Here is a 16810-nt window from a genome sequence, read left to right on the forward strand (position 1 = left end):
GGGTTCACTCTCTGGCTCGGCCAGACAGTAAACCGTAAAGCTTTGCGGGGTTTTTGCCAGCCCTGAAATCAGATGATATCAGAGCCGGGCATCACCGCGACTTACGCCGCGGGAACGATGCTGACGAACTTGCGGTTCTGGGGACCCTTGGTCTCGAATTTCACCTGGCCGTCCGCTGTTGCGAACAGGGTGTGATCCTTGCCCAGACCTACATTGGTACCAGCGTGGAAACGAGTACCGCGCTGACGAACAATGATGCTGCCTGCAGATACAGTCTCACCGCCGAAGCGCTTGACGCCAAGTCGTTTCGACTCGGAATCGCGACCGTTACGGGTACTACCTGCTGCCTTTTTATGAGCCATTACCAGCCTCCTCTTTCAGGGGGTGTGTCAAAGGCCTCAGCCCTTGATACCCGTGATCTTGACTTCAGTGAACCACTGACGGTGGCCCTGACGCTTCATATGGTGCTTGCGACGACGGAACTTGATGATCTGAACCTTGTCGTGACGACCGTGGTTAACCACCTCGGCAGTTACCTTGGCACCATCAACGACCGGCGCACCCACTTTGATGTCGTCGCCGTTACCAATCAGCAGAACGCGATCGAACTCAACGGTACCACCGGTTTCCACTTCCAGCTTTTCCAGCTTGAGTGTTTCGCCTTCCTTCACACGGTGCTGCTTGCCACCGCTAACAATAACTGCGTACATAGGTACTCTTCTCCGCGATTGACCCATCCCTGCTCTTATCCACCTGGTTCTAAGGGAAGCGCTTTGGCAACCCTATAGCAGGGAGCGCAGGTTGGGATGAGTTGGGGCGCGTGATTGTACGAAAACCGCTGCCTGAACACAAGTCAAGTTGACACTGCTGGCGGCAATACCTAGCATTGCCGCGACCTGCCTGTTTTTCCAGACAAATCACTTTTCAGGGGACCGGACAGCCGCATGACTGCCCAGCGCATATACGACACCGTCGCGGACGACTTTGCCCGCGTCAATGACCTGATCATCAAGCGGCTTTCCTCAGACGTTCCCCTGGTGGAAAAGATCGCCCAGTACATTATAGAAAGTGGCGGCAAACGCCTGCGGCCCTTGCTGGTACTGCTTTCCAGCCGGGCCGCCGGCTACCACCACAACGATCACCACAAGCTGGCAGCCGTTATCGAGTTCCTCCACACAGCCACCCTTCTCCATGACGATGTGGTCGATACCTCGGACATGCGCCGGGGCCGGAGCACTGCCAATGCCCGCTGGGGCAATGCGCCGAGCGTACTGGTAGGGGATTTCCTCTACGCCCGTGCATTCGAGATGATGGTGGAGCTGCGCAGTCTGCCCATCATGGAAGTACTGTCCCACGCCACCGCTGTAATTGCGGAAGGCGAAGTGCTGCAGCTGATGAACGTGAAAAACCCGGACGTCAGCGAAGAAAAATACATGGAAGTCATCCACAACAAGACCGCCATGCTGTTCGAGGCTGCCTCCCACACCGGCGCCCTGCTGGCTGGTGCGAATCCGGAGATGGAACAGGCCCTGAAAGACTACGGCAAGCACCTGGGACTTGCTTTCCAGCTGGTGGATGACGCCCTGGATTATACCGGCGATGCCGGCGCCATGGGCAAGAACGTCGGCGATGACCTGGCCGAAGGCAAGCCAACTCTGCCCCTGATCCACGCCATGGCCAACAGCAGCGAGGAACAGCGCCAGCAGATCCGTAACGCCATCCGCAAGGGTGGCCTGGACGACTTGCCCCGGATACTCGAGATCGTCAACGACTCAGGGGCCCTGGAATACACCATGGCCCGGGCACGGGAGCAAGCCACCCTGGCAAAGGCCTGCGTCAAAAAGCTCCCTGGATCCGCACACACAACCGCCCTGGACCTGCTGGCCGACCTCGCCGTTGAGCGGGTGTCCTGACTCACACCAATATACCCGGAGTCAGCCGACATCGCGGGCCCGCACAGGGCCCGTCACACCCCGGTAAAATCAAACTCCAGTTCCGGTGTCCGGCCACTGACAATATCCGCCAGCGCAGCAGCGGAGCCACAGGAATGGGTCCAGCCCAGAGTGCCGTGGCCGGTGTTCAGGTAAAGGTTGCTGACCCGGCTTTTGCCTATGTAGGGCACGTTCGACGGAGTTGCCGGACGCAGGCCGGTCCAGAACTCTGACTGCCCCCAGTGAGCGGCATCCGGCATGATTTCAGATGCCCGCCGCACGATGGCGTTGCAGCGTACCAGGTTCAGGTCCCTGTCATAGCCATTGAGTTCGGCGGTACCCGCAACCCGCAAGCGGTTTCCCAGGCGCGAATAGACCAGCTTGTATTCGTCGTCGGTCAGGCTGACCTGGAAGGCGGCCTCCTCGTCCTTGACCGGCGCAGTAATAGAGTAGCCCTTGGCCGGGTAAATATTGAGGGAAAACCCCAGCTTGCGGGCAAAGTGGGCACTGTAGCTGCCCATGCTCAGCACGTAGCTGTCCATACGCAGGGTACGGTGGGCCCCCTCCGAATCAATCGTGCCGACGCCCAGGATCCGATCACGGGTACCCTCAAAGCCCACAACCTCGGTGTCGTAGAGGAACTCGACCCCGGCTGCCTCAGCCTTCGCGGCCAGTGCCTGGGTGAACTTGCGGGCATCCCCGGATTCATCCTCCCGGGTGTAGGTGGCTCCGGCGATGCGGTTGCGGATAGGTGCCAGGGCTGGCTCAAGCTCCAGGGCCCGGTCGGCATCGATAACCTGCCGGTCACACCCCAGGTCCTGCATGATGCGGGTCGGCTCCCGGGCTGCCTCAAACTCTTTCTCGCTGGTGTAGAAGTGCAGGATGCCCTTCTCCAGCTGGTCATATTCCAGCCCTAGTTCAGTGCGCAACGCCTGTAGCGTCGACCGGCTGTAGATACCCAGGTTCACCATCTGACGGATGTTCCAGGCGGCCCGACCGGATGTGCACTGGGTCAGGAACTTGAGCCCCCAGAGCCACTGGGCCGGGTCCATCCTGAGCCGGAACAACAAGGGTGCATCAGGCTGACTGAGCCACTTGAGCACCTTCAGGGGGGCTGAAGGATTTGCCCAGGGCTCGGCGTGGGATACAGAAATCTGTCCACCGTTGGCATAGCTGGTTTCCACCCCGGCGCGCCCCTGACGATCGACCACCGTCACATCGTGGCCAGCCTGGCGCAAAAACCAGGCCGAAGTGACGCCTACCACACCGGCGCCCATGACCAGTATGTGCATATGCGCTCCCCTGAGTTGTGTGATTACTCAATGAATGACCGGCTGGCGGGCGGCTCAGCCACCCACCCGTTTGACCGTCCAGCCTTGCTCTTGCAGGATCGGGACCAGGACATCCCGCTGATCTCCCTGTATTTCGATGGTGTTATCTTTGACAGTGCCGCCGGTACCGCAGCGGGCCTTCAGCTTCTTGGCGAAGGCCTTGAGCTCCGAGCCGGCCAGCGGGATACCCGTTACGATGGTCACACCCTTGCCCTTGCGGCCCTTGGTTTCCCGGCTGACCCGAACCACGCCATCGCCGGCAGGCGCCGGCTGCTCTGAACACGTGCAGGCCTCCAGCGGGTTGCGGCAATCGGGGCACATGCGACCCTGTTCTGTGGAATAGACCAGGCCGCCAGACTCTCGCTTCTTCACATCAACTCCTGTCAGTTGCCGGACTGAGTGTTGCTACCGGGAGGGTACCGGTTAAACATCTCGGCAACCACTTCATCAATCAGTTCCTGGCGGGTTTCCGGTGACTGGTTTTCGTTCAGGTAGCGTTTGCTCGCGCCGCGCCAGACTACCCGCTCCGTAGTGCTGTCCACCAGCTCTACAATCAGCTGCCCCTCGCGAACCTCGCGTACTGGGGGCGCGGTGGCAAGCCCCCAGCCGAAACGGCCGCTGCCGAAACCGAGACCATAGGAAAAACCGGTGGTGTCCAGGCGTTCGACTTCGTCGATGCGATAACTGACCAGAAGGTCAGCGGTACTGGCATCGACCTGGTTCAGTTCCCGGGACCCCAGCTCCCGGGTGATCGCAGCCTCGACCCGGCTACCGTCAAGGGAGGTATACCCTTCACCAGCATTCAGCGTAAAGGCCCAGCTCTGATAACTGGCAAAGGCTGCGTTGCTGTCGTAATCGGTAACCACCTTCGCCGCGCAGCCGCCGAGCAAAAGGCCAAGCGCCACGAGGGCCAACAGATGCGGAACTCTGGCTAACCGGATCATAGTGCGCCTCTCCGTTAAGCTGTATTCACCATTAATGCATGTTCGCTTCAGTATACGTCAGTGATGGCTGGTCAGTGCTGTTTATGCCGGGGGCGTTTCCGTATGGTAATTCAGCTGGTTGGCCTCGCAGAAGGACACCAGGGCTTCTGCCTCGGTAACCGGCACCATGATGGTGAAGGTGACGCCGTCGCCATAGGTCGGCTCTGACGGATTGGCCCCATGCTGATTACACCAGTGCCGTAACGGCTGCTCCATGGCAAAGGGCAGCGACACGACCAGGTTCTCCACGGGCTGGCTCTGCTGCCGGCCAACCTCGGAGAGCACCGATTCCGCCGCGCCGGCGTAGGCTCGTACCAGGCCACCCGCACCGAGCTTGATGCCACCGAAATAGCGGATCACGATAACCGCCACATCCCCCATGTCCTTGTGCTGGATCACGTTGAGGATAGGTTTTCCGGCCGTTCCGGAGGGCTCTCCGTCATCGTTCATGCCGGCCTCGGCCGCTGACCCGGGCGGGCCGACCTGGTAGGCCCAGCAGACATGCCGGGCATCCGGGTGATCCTGCCAGGCCTGTTCTGCCAGCGCCTTTACCTGTTCGCGGTTTTCCACCGGGGCGACCCGGGCGATAAAGCGACTCTTCTTGATGACCGTTTCCCGCTCCAGGGGCCCCGCCGGCACCGGATAGTGCCTGCTCACAGCCTGCTCCTCCCGAAGCGCTCACCCAGTCCCGGGTCGTCGGGTCCCGTGAACACTGGCAACCACAGGGTCACTTGCAGACCGCCGCCGTCAACGTTTCGGGCATCGATCCGGCCATCATGGGCCGCAACGATGTCCCGGGCGATAGCCAGCCCCAGGCCCCAGCCGCGACCGCTGCGGGCCTTGTCAGCCCGGTAGAAGGGCTCAAACAGGTGGGGCAGCATCTCTTCCGGGGCACCGGGACCCTGGTCCGTGATGGAGCAACATAACTGGTCGCCCTCCCGAACCAGCCCGATAGTCACAGCCTTGCCCGGCGGCGTGTAATCCAGGGCGTTCTGCAGAATGTTGTCCAGTCCTCGCCGTAACAGTTCTCCGTTGGCCAGCACCGTCACCTGGTGGCAATCCGGACCCGCCTCGAAGTGGCAGTCGACCCGCTGATGTTCTGCGTAGTCGGCCGCATCCCGAAGGACATCGTTAATGGCCCTCACGATCTGCACCGGCTCCCGTTCCAGCCCGTCACGACCGCCGGAAACCCGGTACAGGGTGAGAATCTGCCCGGTCATTTCGTCCAGCCGTTCGTTCTGCCGCTGGATGCTGTCCAGTAACTCTGGCTCGATGCCGCTGTCGGCGGCCAGTTCGATGGCCACGCGCTGCCTTGCCAGTGGCGTTCTCAGGTCGTGGGAAATATCCCGCATCAACTGGTTCTGCCGGTCCAACAGTTCGCAAAGACGCTCAGTCATGGCGTTAAAAGCCCTGGCGGTGAGACCGATCTCATCCCGACGCCGGGCAATCCGGTCGTTTACCCGCAGGCTCAGGTCGCCGGCGGCGATGGCCTGGGCAGTGCTCTCCATGTGACGCAAGGGACGGGAAACCAGCCTGGCGATCCACCAGCAGGCGAAAGTCAGCAGGATGACCCCCAGGGAGAGCTCAAGGGTACGGGCTACCGCTGGCGACACCCGCCCCTCCCGATCCGAACGCGGCCATGCCACCAGCCGCTGGGTATCACTCACCTCGACCACGGCCGGCTTGCGATGGTACCAGGATCGCATTCGCTCCCTTACTGAATCGGGCAACTGCTCGCTGGCATGATCCACGTCCACCAGCATCAGGTGCAGGTCCATTTCTTCGCCTTTCGCCCGCAGGTAGCGCCAGAAAGCGCCACGATCGTCGCCCTGGCGCAGGCGGGCCGCTTCAATAGCCACGTCCCTCAGCCCCTCCAGCTGCTCTATGGCTTCCCGCTCCCGGTCCAGCAACTCCCGGGTCACCAGGTTGCTCAGCGCCACCGCAGCCGCCAGCGCCAGCCAGATCAGCAGGAAAATCCGCCAGAACAGCGGGAACATTACCGTACGTTTTCCAGAGGTGTTCAAGTTAACTCCTGCGAATCATCAAGTGTCGGAGGGGGCAGGGCCGGTGACACGGTAGCTGTACCCCAGCCCGCGCACGGTTTCGATACGGGAAGGCTCCTCCGGACCCAGCTTGCGGCGCAGGTTACTGATATGCATATCCAGGGTGCGATCGTATGCAGCGAGGCGCCGACCCAATGCCCACTGCATCAGGTCTGTCTTGCGAACGACGCTGCCAGCGTGGGCCAGGAGTACCTGCAGTACTTCATATTCCGTGGCGGTCAACTCCACCGGGTCGTCACGAAGGTAGACCCGACGCTGCTCCGGCTCTACCCGCAGGTCACCGAAGACCCGGTCGGCATCAACTTCCGCCTGGTGGTCCCAGGCCACCCGCCTGAGCACTGCCTGGATCCTGGCCACCAACTCCCGGGGGTTGCAGGGTTTGGGAATGTAGTCATCGGCTCCGACTTCGAAGCCCACAATACGGTCAGTCTCATCACCCCGGGCGGTGAGCAGGATAACAGGGAGGTGATTACGCGCCCGCAGCTCCCTCAGCACATCAAGGCCGGACATGTCCGGCAGCATGATATCGAGCACAACGATGTCGGTCAGCCCCTCGGCCGCCAGGGTCAGGCCATCGCCACCATTGGCCGCTTCCCGTACCTCGAACCCCTGCCCGTTCAGATACCGGGCCAGAAGCGTACGCAACTCTTCATCGTCTTCAACCAGTAATACCCGGTTCTGCATCGGGCACTCTCCCCATAATGGTGTTGGCAATAACCATATCAGCACCCACCGGACCGAAGCAGCCCCGGGGCGCTCTTTACGGATTTTTTACCATGATCTGACAGGAACTTACACGCCGCGCCCTATTATGGTCAGCACATGGGTGCGGGAACAGCCGCACCGCTCGAATGAAAACGGGAGTTCTGCCATGAAAGCACACAAAACAGCCACCACCCTTACCGCTGCCCTAATCTCCGCTGCCTTGCTCGCCAGCCCGATCGCCTTTGCCGGCGAAAAAGGCAAGGATGACCGTGCCTATGGTGGCAAACGAAACCACGCCGAGATGTGCGAGAAGTTCGAAAGTGGTGACTGGAAACAGAAGCGCGAGCAATACCGTGAAAAAGCCAATGAGCGCCATGAACAGATGGCCGAACGCCTGCAACTGACCGATGAGCAGCGGGAAATCTGGAACGAAATGCGCGACGAACGCCGCCAGAAGCACGATCGCCGCTTCGAGAAGATGAAGGAGCGCTGCGAAAAACCGTCCGAAGAGTGATCAACACACACTCCCTGTCGTAAAGTAGGTCAACGTTCCTTGACCCGGCCGCCTCCCCGAGGCGGCCATGCTTTTCAGGCAGACCCATGACCGCACGCCCTGCCCCCCGTGGCCTCGACATACTGACCGTCAACCGCATTGCCGACATCGGCCATGATGACTGGCAAGCCTTCTCCGGCACCACAGACCCGCTGATCAGCTATCACTTCCTTGAAGCCCTCGAAACCAGTGGTGCCGTAAGTCGGCAAACCGGCTGGCAACCCTGCCACCTGAAGTTCTACCTTGATGGTCGCTGGGTCGGTGTAGCGCCTGCCTACCGGAAATATCACTCCATGGGGGAGTACGTCTTCGACTGGGCATGGGCGGACGCCTGGCAACGTCACGGCCTTGCCTACTATCCCAAGTTGCTTGTCGCCGTGCCGTTCACCCCCTGCCAGGGTCGTCGTCTGCTGATCAGGGAGGACATTCGGAGTCACCTTTCCGCCAGCGAGGTTCACCAGGCGCTGGATGCACTGATGCCTGCGCTTGGGGTCCACTCCTGGCACCTGCTGTTTCCGGATGGAACGGACCAGGCCCTGCTGGACAAACCCGGTGCCCTCCACCGCCTGGGCTGCCAGTTCCACTGGCACAATCGCAGCTACGGCGACTTCGAAGACTTCCTGGCCACGCTCACCTCCCGCAAGCGCAAATCCCTTCGACGGGAGCGTCGGCAGGTGGCTGAACAGGGCATTGGTTTCCAGCACTGGCCCGGCGACTCGTTACCGGAGGAAGTGCTGGACGACTTTTTCCTTTTCTATAATGCCACCTACCTCAAGCGCGGCATGCGTCCGTACCTGAACCGGGAGTTTTTCCGTAACCTGGCCCGTCGCCTGGGCCGGCAGCTTCGTATCATAACGGCAGAGCAGGCCGGCAAGCGCATTGCCGCCGCGCTCTTTATCATTGGCGACCAGACCCTGTACGGGCGCTACTGGGGCTGCCTGGAAGACTATAACCACCTGCACTTTGAAACCTGCTACTACCAGGGCATCGACCTGGCGATCGCCGAGGGATTAGCCCGTTTCGATGCCGGCGCCCAGGGGGAGCACAAGCTGGTTCGCGGCTTTGAGCCGGTTCTGACCCACTCTTGGCACAACGTTGACCACTCCGGCTTTCGGGACGCAGTCGCGGAGTTCTGTGAGGAAGAAGCCCGGGACGTTCAAAACTATCATCATGCCGCCCTGGATGCCCTCCCCTATCGACAGCCCCCGGAATAAAGAGGCTAATAACGGCCAACAGACACAGCGGCAGACGGCAGCTTACAAGCCTGTAGGCTTTTTCCTACACCAGCGGTTGGGAATGTCTGGTTTCCTGCAAACCAGCGACGCGTAGAATGGTTCCTGTACACGGAAGTCACCAAGGGAATGCAGGAACTGGCAGACGTAGGGAAAGCGTAGTCATGGAGTAGAGGCTACTGCAGGGAGTGTAGCAGCGGATTCGGCAGGGAGTCGCCCATCGCCGGCCAGGAAGGTCAGCGAAGCAAGGACGCCCAAAAGGGAATGCCGTCACGGATGACGCCCAGGGAATCGGGCAGTGCCGAAGGAACCGGCACCGGGTCTGGTCGCGGACAGGGGGTCACAGGGAATGTGGCCCCAGCCGTGCACCATGTCCCCATCTGACCTCGCCGTTTCAAACCTCGTTTTCGCTTCCCGGATCATCGGAATTCAAGCCCGGGCGCCTCCTTTTCGTAGTACATGGTTGGCAGACCTTCTGTGGTGGCTTGCCATGGTTCCGTGGTGAGGCAACGCCGGCTTCGGGTGCCGGTGCCGGAATGGTCGGTTCTGCATTGACAGCCAACCAAACCTGAAGACAGCAGCCATGAAAAAGATACAGACAATCATTGCTTCATTAATCCTGGCCCTGAGCCTGTTTGCCAGTCAGGCCCCGGCCTGGGCTGAGGAACCAGCGAAGCCGCTGGCCAGCGTTATCAACATCAACACCGCAACGGCAGAGGAACTGACTGCCCTTGACGGCATCGGTGAAAGCAAGGCATTGGCCATCGTCGCTGACCGCGACACCAATGGCCCGTTTGAATCAGAGGGCGATCTGACCCGCGTTCGGGGCATCGGTGAAGCCACGGTAGAGAAGAATGCCGAACGCATCACCACCCGCTGACCTCCCTGCCCCGCCTTCAGCGGGGCTTTTTTTGACGCTGGCACACCGGCCTGGCCGCCACCCCGAATCGCAACGTCATCTGGACATGGCCTGCAGCGAACCCTATCGTTGGTTGCCTTGATTCATTGCTCGCGGACATCCCAAATGGCTAACGCCCCCCACACGCACCTTACCCGGCAACCTGCTGCCGGTAAGACCCGGAATCAGCGGGTACCCTTGGCAAGGGGCGCTCGATGATTCGGGGCGCGCTTCTGATCGCTTTCGCCTCGCTGCTTTGGGCGACCACTGGCATTGTTGCCAAGTTCCTGTTCTCGGACACGGAACTGCAACCGCTCACCCTCGGCCTGCTGCGACTGCTGGTGGCGCTGCCATTTTTCTGGCTGCTTATGAAGCGAGAGCTGGACCAGCATTCGACAAAGGGTGAGCGAACCCGAATCTGGCCCGCACTGACGCCTGCAGCCTTACTTGTGCTGGGCGGGCTGGGCCTCTTCCAGGCGTTCTACCAGGGTAGCTACCTGCTGGCCGTCGACCTGACCGGTGCAGGCATTGCTACGCTGATTTCCCTGTGCCTGCCACCAGTGCTGGTGGCCATACTCGCCGCCCCCCTGCTGGGCGAAAAACCGCGACTGGTTACAATGCTGGCTCTGATAGCGGCCATCGCCGGAACAGGCATGCTGGTTATCAGCGACATGGATACCGCCGGCACCCTGCGCCTGGCAGGGATTCTCATGGCACTGCTGGCGGCAGCGGTCTACACCGGGTTTACACTCACGAGTCGTTACAACTCGGCCGGCACACCGGTCTTTACGACGGCCTTTGTCTGTTTCCTGGTAGCCGCGCTGTTGCTGCTGCCCACGGTCTGGCTGAGTGGAGGGTTTACCGGCCTGGAAACCTTGGGACTTACGGACTGGCTGATGGTGGGCTATATCGGAGTAGTACCAACCTGCGTGGGTTACCTGTGTTTCTTTACCGGCATGCAAACCACGCCGGCAACGCTGTCGAGCATTATCGTGACCCTGGAGCCACTGTTCGTCGCCTTGCTGGCGTGGCTTGTCCTGGATGAAATACTTGGTCCTACCGGCATTGCCGGTGCCTTGATCCTGACCCTGGCGGTGATCGTGGCATCGATCAGTAGCCGCTCAAAGCCAGCAGTCAGGGACAAATCTGCGGCCCGGCAGGCGCCACGCTGTCCGGGCCGGAAATAGCTGGAGTGTCGGTTCAACCTTCCTTGCGCTGCTTCTCCATCATGTTGGGCTGGAGAATCTCGATCCAGTAGCCGTCCGGGTCCTTGATAAAGGCCAGCCCCTTCATCTTGCCGTCATCGGGACGCTTTACGAAGTCGACACCCAGTTTCTCGAAGCGCTCACAGGCGGCGTAGACGTCCGGCACTGCTACCCCGATGTGGCCAAACCCCTGGGGCTCGTCGTTGCCGTTGTGATAGCGGAAGTCGTCGTCACCCTCTGTGCCCCAGTTGTGGGTCAACTCCAGCATGGCTTCACGACCGAAGATAAAGGTGGTGCGGTGGCCATCGTCCGCTGGCACCATCTGGGCCTGGCGTTCATCCAGGTAGGCCAGGAAATAGAGGGTGAACTTCATTTCCGGAAAGTCCAGCTTGCGCACCAGCCGCATACCCATCACCCGGGTATAGAAATCCATGGACCGTTCGGGGTCCTTGATACGCAGCATGGTCTGGTTGAACACGTAGCCTTCGGTTTCCGGCACCACTGAATCATGCAGGCCGGGTGCCTGCTCAAAATGTCGGGGCATGGGTTTACTCCGGTTATGGGTTTGAGTACGGATCAACCTATATACCTGCGCGCGACATGACCGGATTTCAACCCCGGCCGCCATGGTTCAGATGCAACTGCTCACGGTCCAGTTACTCGCGCTGGTATACGCCGGACCCGGGGGGATACACTGTGACCTCTTCAACCCCGGGCCCCAGGACTCCATGGCAAACCCGCAACAGCCTTCCACATCCGGTCGCCGGCTTGTTCTGTTCACGTTGCTGTTCCTGTTTCTGACAGGCGCGGGACTATGGGTCGTCCATCAGCAATTTGCTGACCGGGATGTAACCTTTGATGGCCGGCTGATTACTCCCTGGACACTGGCCACAGTGGGCTCACTGCTGCTAATCTATTTCACATGCGACGGTCTTCGCCTGTACGCCACCCTCCGTGCCCTGGGTTACAGGGTCAGGCCCGGGGCTATCGCCCGCCTGGTGTTTATCAACATCTTCTTTTCCAACGTCACACCAATGGCCACTGGCGGTGGCTTTGCCCAGATATGGTATTTACAGCGCGAGGGCGTGCCCCTGGGCTTTGCCACTGCGGCAACCACGATTCGTACCATCCTCGCCATTGTGTTCATTTTCTCCCTGACCCCTGTTTTCCTGGTCACCCTGCCTGCGCTACAGGGTCAGCCTTTACTGGGCCAGGTCAGCTGGGTGCTGGCGGTTCTGATAACACTTTACCTGGCGTTCTTTGCCGTGGTCCTGTTTCGTACCCGCTGGCTGATTCCGCCACTGACAGGCGCCCTGACCCTGCTGGAACGCTGGAACCTGATCAGTCCCAGGCGCCACCGTCGCTGGCAGTTCAGGGCCCGCCGCGAAATGATGCGGTTTGCCCGTAGCTTCGGCTATTACCTCAGGGGAGATCGCCGCTGGGTGTTTCTGTCCGTCTTGTTTACGGCCCTGTTCCTGGTCAGCCTGTTCAGCTTTCCCTGGCTGCTGATCACCGGACTGGGGTATGACGTCTCCTGGCTGAATAACCTTGGCCTGCTGGTGGTTACCACCTTCATCATGTACTTTTCGCCTACACCCGGTGCATCGGGCATCTCCGAAGGCGTATTCGGCAGCTTCTTCCGGGACATACTGGGGGGTAGCCACCTGGTGCTGGTAACCATTGCCTGGCGGACAGTCACCATCTACCTTGGCATGCTGATCGGGCTCATACTGCTGCAGAGGGACCTGGCACGGAGTCGCAGAGAATGATCCGCAATCCCCTCAAACTGCTCTTCTACCTCAACGTCACCGTGGTCCTGCTGTTGCTGGGCTACAAGGCCTACCTGAACTATTTCCTGCCGGAATTCGAAGGGGTTCATACCAACCAGGTCGAGGCGATTACCGGTACCATCACGGATGCCCCCTACCGCTTTGCCGTGGTTGGCAATATCAACAACTCCGTGGGCATGTTCGAGAACCGCATCCTGCCCCGGATCAACCGCAGCGATGCCCGTTTCCTGGTCTCCGCCGGTAATGCGGTCAGCAACGGCGGCGAGGACAAGTACCAGGCCCTCTATGGCACCCTCGGGAAGCTGGAGATTCCCTGGCTGCTCACTTTCGGCGAGAACGAGCACAGCACCTTCGGCAGTTACCGCTACTATGAGCACTTTGGCCCCCATTACTTCAGTTTCCGGGTGGCGGATTCCCGTCTTATCTTCCTGGACAGTACCGGGAAGACCCCCTGGCGCTGGCAGGTCCGCTGGCTCCATGACCTGCTGGCCGAGGACAGCTCTGAGCACCGCATCGTTTTCGTGGGCCACCCGCTATTCGCCACCGGGGATTCGCTGTTACTGGATGACGAGGACGACTACCTGCAACCGGAACCTTTCCGCCGGGCCCTGCTGGATCTGTTCCGCCAGCATGGAGTGGACCTGGTGTTCTCCGCCAATGTCGCCACCTGGTCTGACCGGGTCGAAGACGGCACCCGTTTTATCACTACCGGAGGGGCGGGCGGCCTGGTCCTGAACACCGACGACAGTTTTTATCACTACCTGATGGTGACGGTGGGCGACCAGGGAATCGAAGTCGACATGCAGCCGGTGGAGACCCGGCAGCACCCGGTGCTGCGTCACCTGGAGAGCCTGTGGTTCTTTATCTACTCCCTGTTCTACACCGGCTTTCTGAACTTTGTATTGCTGGTGGCGGTACTGGCCATTCTTGCCATCAAACTCTACACCGTGGTCTTTCGTGGACGGGACTATTACCCAAACTATGACCTGGACCCCACTCCGTGGCTGGAAAATCCCATGCGGGTGGTGATGTTTACCAACAACTACCTGCCCTTTATCGGCGGGGTACCGATCTCCATAGAGCGACTGAGAAAGGGCCTTGCCAAACTGGGGGATAAGGTCCTGGTGGTTGCACCCACCTACCAGGACCAGCCTGCAGAGGAGTCCCACGTACTCCGGGTGCCTTCGCTACTTTCCATGGGGGCACGGCGTGAATTCCGCATGGCCAACATCTTCCTGAGCCGTATCCGGCGCCAGGTGCGGGCATTCCGGCCAGACGTGATCCACGTGCATCACCCGTTCTGGCTCGGGTCACTGGGTGTGTTCATGGCCAGGTTGCTCAATGTGCCGGTTATCTACACCTACCACACCCGCCTGGAGCACTACGCCCACTTCGTGCCCCTGCCCGGCCTGCTGTTCCGGAACCTGATTTCCCACGCCCTGATCCGGCGCTTTGCCAACTTCTGTGACGGCGTGATCGTGCCCACCTACTCCACGGAAGAATACCTGCGCATGATCGGGGTAAAGACGCCCACTTATGTACAGCCTACGGGTATCGATTACGAGCGCTTCCAGCAGGTCGATGACGAGGAGGTGGAGGCGTTGAGGAAGAGGCTTGAGCTGCCGGAAGACACCCTGGTGCTGGTCAGCGTTGCCCGCCTGTCCAATGAGAAGAATATCGATTTCATGATCGAGTCACTGAAAGAGGTCAAACAAGACACGTCTCGCCCGTTCCATTTCCTGATGATCGGTGACGGCCACCAGCGGGAGCGCCTGCAGGCCCGGGTTGATGAGCTGGGCATGGCCGACTGCATGACCCTTGTCGGCGCCGTGCCCCCGGACGAGATGGCCACCTGGTATCAACTGGGGGACGCCTTCCTGTTCGCCTCGAAGTCCGAAACCCAGGGCATGGTAATCCTCGAGGCCATGGCCGCAGGGCTGCCGGTGGTGGCAGTGCGTTCCAGTGGAATCGACGATGTCGTGCAACATGGTCAGAATGGTTACAAGACCCCGGAGCGCAGGGAACTCTGGTGCCAGCGGGTGACAGCCCTTCTGGAAGATGACGCCCTGCGCCAGCAACTGTCCGACAACGCCCGGGCCTTTGCCCGGGACTATTCGATTGAGAAGTTCTCCGGCAACGTGCGGGAAATCTATGCCTACGTATTGGCTGCCCGCGACGCGGAAGCCCGGGAGCACCGTTTCATCCGGGCACATAAAGAGGTCGACTGAGGGTCATCGACTCCCGGCCATATGCCGTATACTGACTCAGGTAAGGCCCCAACCCGGGCGTCATTCATCGTTCCAGTGGAGTGCCGCACAATGAGCAAGATTCCCGTCGGTATCAGCACCTGCCTGCTGGGGAAGGAAGTCCGCCACGACGGCGGTCATAAACACTCCCGTTACTGTACCGAGGTACTGTCCCGTTACTTTGAATTCCGCTCCCTTTGCCCGGAACTGGAAGCCGGACTCGGCGTACCCCGGCCGGCCATTCACCTGCGGGAAAGCGACGACGGGCTACGGCTGGTCGAGGTCAAAAAAGGTACCGACCATACCGCAGAGATGCAGGGTTTTATCGACCGGGTCATGGGCTCACTGGCCGATTTGCGGGGCTATATCCTGATGGCCAAGTCCCCCTCCTGCGGGATGGAGCGCATCCGCGTCCATAACAGCGATGGCAACGTGGTCCACCGGGACGGCCGTGGCATGTTTGCCGAGGCACTGATCCGCACCTACCCCCTGATGCCAGTTGAGGAGGAGGGACGCCTCAATGACGACCAGCTGCGGGAGAACTTCATCGAGCGGGTCTTCGCCTACGACGACTGGATGCAGAATGTGGCCGGAGAGCGACTCACCCCCCAGGCCCTGATCGAGTTCCATACCCGCCACAAGTTCCAGTTGCTGGCCCACTCCGAACAGATTTACCGGCAGCTTGGCCCCATGCTGGGTGACCTGAAATCCGAGCCTCTCACCACCATCGCCGACCGCTACATTCACCGCTTCATGGAGGCCATGACCAAGCGCGTCAGCCGCGGCTCCCACGTCAACGCTATGCAGCACCTGATGGGCTACCTGCGGGATTCAATGGGCGATGCGGACCGCAAGGTGTTGATGGAACAGGTGGAAGCCTACCACCGGGGCGAGGTGCCGTTGATCGTACCCATGACGCTGCTTCGTATGGCCCAGCGCCGGGAGCCCATCAGCTACCTGGACCAGCAACACTACCTTTCGCCTTATCCGGACGACCTGGGGCTGAGGAACCGGATCTGAATAATTCTTTTTCTCAGAACTGGAAAATTCACATTGTGAACTATATGCTGAAGCTCCCTCACTGAGCGGAACCGGACAACCATGCGCCACTGTGTGATCGCCCTGCTGATGTTGCTGGGCGCGCAAACTGCTGTAAGTGACGACGCCGTCCCTGCCAGCATGCCGGAAACCCTTGCCTTCAACGTCAGTACCGGGGGCCATCCCCCGTTTACCATTGTGCACGGGGACGGTCGCGTCTCCGGGATTTTCTGGGATGTGCTCTCCGCGATTGCCGACCGTTTCCAGGTGGAGCTGCTGGCCGTTCAGGTGCCGCCCAAACGTAGTGAAAGCCTGCTCCTTTCCGGTCACGTGGATGTCACCATGCGGGCCATGGAGTGGGTCGATGACCCGCAAGCGTTCGTCTTCTCCGATCCGGTCATGATGACCCGCGATGCCCTTTTTGTGCACCGGGACAGTGATCGAAAGATTGATGCCGTAGAGGACCTGGAGGGCACCTTGCTCGGGCGGCTGGGCTTCCATTATCCCTGGCTGGCAGAGCGATTGCAGCAGGAGGCGGTATCGTTAATACCGGTGCAGGATCAGGAGCCGATGCTGCGACGTCTTTACGACGGCAGAACCCGGTTCACGGGTGCTATCAGTAATCTCCATGCCGGTTACTGGACCCTGAAGAACGTCCCCTGGGGGGACAGCATCCGCGAAGCGCCCATTCGCCTGGATGAAGTGGGTTTTCGCCTGATGTTTCCGCCCCGGCACCAGGCACTGGTACCCCGGATCAATCAGGAACTTCAGCGGCTGCGGTCCAGCGGAGAGCTGGACCGTATTATTCGCGCCTATCAGTAAGTGCCTGGGCCGT

18 protein-coding genes are annotated in these 16810 nt (G+C 60.4%); 9 read left to right on the forward strand and 9 right to left on the reverse strand.

What is annotated here, in order from left to right:
- Window positions 1-101: 101 nt before the first annotated feature.
- Both rpmA and rplU read right to left on the reverse strand, forming a co-directional pair.
- On the reverse strand, window positions 102-362 hold the full coding sequence (gene rpmA / locus BM036_RS07030; RefSeq protein ID WP_091849904.1) for a 50S ribosomal protein L27: 261 nt from the start codon (window positions 360-362) through the stop codon (window positions 102-104).
- Between the two features lie 36 nt (window positions 363-398).
- Window positions 399-710, reverse strand: coding sequence for a 50S ribosomal protein L21 (rplU, locus tag BM036_RS07035; RefSeq protein WP_091849906.1), 312 nt, complete (start codon window positions 708-710; stop codon window positions 399-401).
- Between the two features lie 234 nt (window positions 711-944).
- On the opposite strand from rplU, the gene ispB reads away from it, so the two are divergent.
- Window positions 945-1913 carry an octaprenyl diphosphate synthase gene (gene ispB / locus BM036_RS07040; RefSeq protein ID WP_091849908.1) on the forward strand — a complete coding sequence of 323 codons (969 nt, stop codon included), beginning with the start codon at window positions 945-947 and terminating at the stop codon, window positions 1911-1913.
- A 53-nt stretch (window positions 1914-1966) separates the two neighbouring features.
- On the opposite strand, the gene BM036_RS07045 is transcribed toward ispB, so the two are convergent.
- The 6 genes from BM036_RS07045 to BM036_RS07070 all read right to left on the reverse strand — a co-directional run bounded on the left by BM036_RS07045 (window position 1967) and on the right by BM036_RS07070 (window position 6992).
- Entirely contained in the window at window positions 1967-3223 is a 1257-nt protein-coding gene (locus BM036_RS07045) for a D-amino acid dehydrogenase (protein ID WP_091849910.1), read from the reverse strand.
- A gap of 54 nt (window positions 3224-3277) precedes the next feature.
- Window positions 3278-3634 (reverse strand): translation initiation factor Sui1, encoded by a 357-nt coding sequence (locus tag BM036_RS07050; protein WP_091849912.1) that lies wholly within the window; start codon window positions 3632-3634, stop codon window positions 3278-3280.
- Between the two features lie 11 nt (window positions 3635-3645).
- Window positions 3646-4206 carry a DUF4136 domain-containing protein gene (locus BM036_RS07055; protein ID WP_091849914.1) on the reverse strand — a complete coding sequence of 187 codons (561 nt, stop codon included), beginning with the start codon at window positions 4204-4206 and terminating at the stop codon, window positions 3646-3648.
- A gap of 81 nt (window positions 4207-4287) precedes the next feature.
- Window positions 4288-4902, reverse strand: a complete 615-nt coding sequence (locus BM036_RS07060; RefSeq protein ID WP_091849916.1) for a YigZ family protein — start codon at window positions 4900-4902, stop codon at window positions 4288-4290.
- Window positions 4899-6269, reverse strand: coding sequence for a sensor histidine kinase (locus BM036_RS07065; protein WP_245742515.1), 1371 nt, complete (start codon window positions 6267-6269; stop codon window positions 4899-4901). The genes BM036_RS07060 and BM036_RS07065 overlap by 4 nt, the downstream gene beginning before the upstream one ends.
- A gap of 18 nt (window positions 6270-6287) precedes the next feature.
- Complete coding sequence (locus BM036_RS07070; protein WP_091849920.1) at window positions 6288-6992, reverse strand: response regulator transcription factor; 705 nt, start codon at window positions 6990-6992, stop codon at window positions 6288-6290.
- 187 nt (window positions 6993-7179) lie between these two features.
- Here BM036_RS07070 and BM036_RS07075 point away from each other — a divergent pair, with 187 nt between their 5' ends.
- The 4 genes from BM036_RS07075 to BM036_RS07090 all read left to right on the forward strand — a co-directional run bounded on the left by BM036_RS07075 (window position 7180) and on the right by BM036_RS07090 (window position 10883).
- Window positions 7180-7527 carry a hypothetical protein gene (locus tag BM036_RS07075; RefSeq protein ID WP_143066577.1) on the forward strand — a complete coding sequence of 116 codons (348 nt, stop codon included), beginning with the start codon at window positions 7180-7182 and terminating at the stop codon, window positions 7525-7527.
- An 86-nt stretch (window positions 7528-7613) separates the two neighbouring features.
- Complete coding sequence (locus BM036_RS07080; RefSeq protein ID WP_091849924.1) at window positions 7614-8780, forward strand: GNAT family N-acetyltransferase; 1167 nt, start codon at window positions 7614-7616, stop codon at window positions 8778-8780.
- A 601-nt stretch (window positions 8781-9381) separates the two neighbouring features.
- Window positions 9382-9678 carry a ComEA family DNA-binding protein gene (locus BM036_RS07085; protein WP_091849925.1) on the forward strand — a complete coding sequence of 99 codons (297 nt, stop codon included), beginning with the start codon at window positions 9382-9384 and terminating at the stop codon, window positions 9676-9678.
- Between the two features lie 233 nt (window positions 9679-9911).
- Window positions 9912-10883: a DMT family transporter gene (locus BM036_RS07090; protein WP_091849927.1), complete on the forward strand. Its 972-nt coding sequence runs from the start codon at window positions 9912-9914 to the stop codon at window positions 10881-10883.
- 13 nt (window positions 10884-10896) lie between these two features.
- On the opposite strand, the gene gloA is transcribed toward BM036_RS07090, so the two are convergent.
- The gene (gene gloA, locus BM036_RS07095) at window positions 10897-11445 is read right to left on the reverse strand and encodes a lactoylglutathione lyase (RefSeq protein ID WP_091849929.1); all 549 of its coding nucleotides are present in this window, start codon (window positions 11443-11445) and stop codon (window positions 10897-10899) included.
- Window positions 11446-11629: 184 nt separating this feature from the next.
- Here gloA and BM036_RS07100 point away from each other — a divergent pair, with 184 nt between their 5' ends.
- The 4 genes from BM036_RS07100 (at window position 11630) to BM036_RS07115 (ending at window position 16797) form a co-directional block, all read left to right on the forward strand.
- Complete coding sequence (locus tag BM036_RS07100) at window positions 11630-12670, forward strand: lysylphosphatidylglycerol synthase transmembrane domain-containing protein (RefSeq protein WP_091850191.1); 1041 nt, start codon at window positions 11630-11632, stop codon at window positions 12668-12670.
- Window positions 12667-14919 (forward strand): glycosyltransferase, encoded by a 2253-nt coding sequence (locus BM036_RS07105; RefSeq protein WP_091849931.1) that lies wholly within the window; start codon window positions 12667-12669, stop codon window positions 14917-14919. Before BM036_RS07100 ends, BM036_RS07105 begins: the two co-directional genes overlap by 4 nt.
- Before the next feature lie 90 nt (window positions 14920-15009).
- Window positions 15010-15957: a YbgA family protein gene (locus BM036_RS07110; RefSeq protein WP_091849933.1), complete on the forward strand. Its 948-nt coding sequence runs from the start codon at window positions 15010-15012 to the stop codon at window positions 15955-15957.
- A gap of 81 nt (window positions 15958-16038) precedes the next feature.
- Complete coding sequence (locus tag BM036_RS07115) at window positions 16039-16797, forward strand: substrate-binding periplasmic protein (RefSeq protein ID WP_091849935.1); 759 nt, start codon at window positions 16039-16041, stop codon at window positions 16795-16797.
- Window positions 16798-16810 lie beyond the last annotated feature (13 nt).

Source organism: Marinobacter segnicrescens (assembly GCF_900111555.1).
Classification (GTDB): domain Bacteria; phylum Pseudomonadota; class Gammaproteobacteria; order Pseudomonadales; family Oleiphilaceae; genus Marinobacter; species Marinobacter segnicrescens.

Bases quoted from the DNA above. Each gene is read 5' to 3' on its own strand.
- ispB (WP_091849908.1), top strand. From the start codon at position 945: ATGACTGCCCAGCGCATATACGACACCGTCGCGGACGACTTTGCCCGC.
- BM036_RS07115 (WP_091849935.1), top strand. From the start codon at position 16,039: ATGCGCCACTGTGTGATCGCCCTGCTGATGTTGCTGGGCGCGCAAACT.
- BM036_RS07100 (WP_091850191.1), top strand. From the start codon at position 11,630: ATGGCAAACCCGCAACAGCCTTCCACATCCGGTCGCCGGCTTGTTCTG.
- BM036_RS07105 (WP_091849931.1), top strand. From the start codon at position 12,667: ATGATCCGCAATCCCCTCAAACTGCTCTTCTACCTCAACGTCACCGTG.
- rpmA (WP_091849904.1), bottom strand. From the start codon at position 362: ATGGCTCATAAAAAGGCAGCAGGTAGTACCCGTAACGGTCGCGATTCC.
- BM036_RS07080 (WP_091849924.1), top strand. From the start codon at position 7,614: ATGACCGCACGCCCTGCCCCCCGTGGCCTCGACATACTGACCGTCAAC.
- gloA (WP_091849929.1), bottom strand. From the start codon at position 11,445: ATGCCCCGACATTTTGAGCAGGCACCCGGCCTGCATGATTCAGTGGTG.
- BM036_RS07090 (WP_091849927.1), top strand. From the start codon at position 9,912: ATGATTCGGGGCGCGCTTCTGATCGCTTTCGCCTCGCTGCTTTGGGCG.
- rplU (WP_091849906.1), bottom strand. From the start codon at position 710: ATGTACGCAGTTATTGTTAGCGGTGGCAAGCAGCACCGTGTGAAGGAA.
- BM036_RS07085 (WP_091849925.1), top strand. From the start codon at position 9,382: ATGAAAAAGATACAGACAATCATTGCTTCATTAATCCTGGCCCTGAGC.
- BM036_RS07070 (WP_091849920.1), bottom strand. From the start codon at position 6,992: ATGCAGAACCGGGTATTACTGGTTGAAGACGATGAAGAGTTGCGTACG.
- BM036_RS07075 (WP_143066577.1), top strand. From the start codon at position 7,180: ATGAAAGCACACAAAACAGCCACCACCCTTACCGCTGCCCTAATCTCC.
- BM036_RS07110 (WP_091849933.1), top strand. From the start codon at position 15,010: ATGAGCAAGATTCCCGTCGGTATCAGCACCTGCCTGCTGGGGAAGGAA.
- BM036_RS07055 (WP_091849914.1), bottom strand. From the start codon at position 4,206: ATGATCCGGTTAGCCAGAGTTCCGCATCTGTTGGCCCTCGTGGCGCTT.
- BM036_RS07045 (WP_091849910.1), bottom strand. From the start codon at position 3,223: ATGCACATACTGGTCATGGGCGCCGGTGTGGTAGGCGTCACTTCGGCC.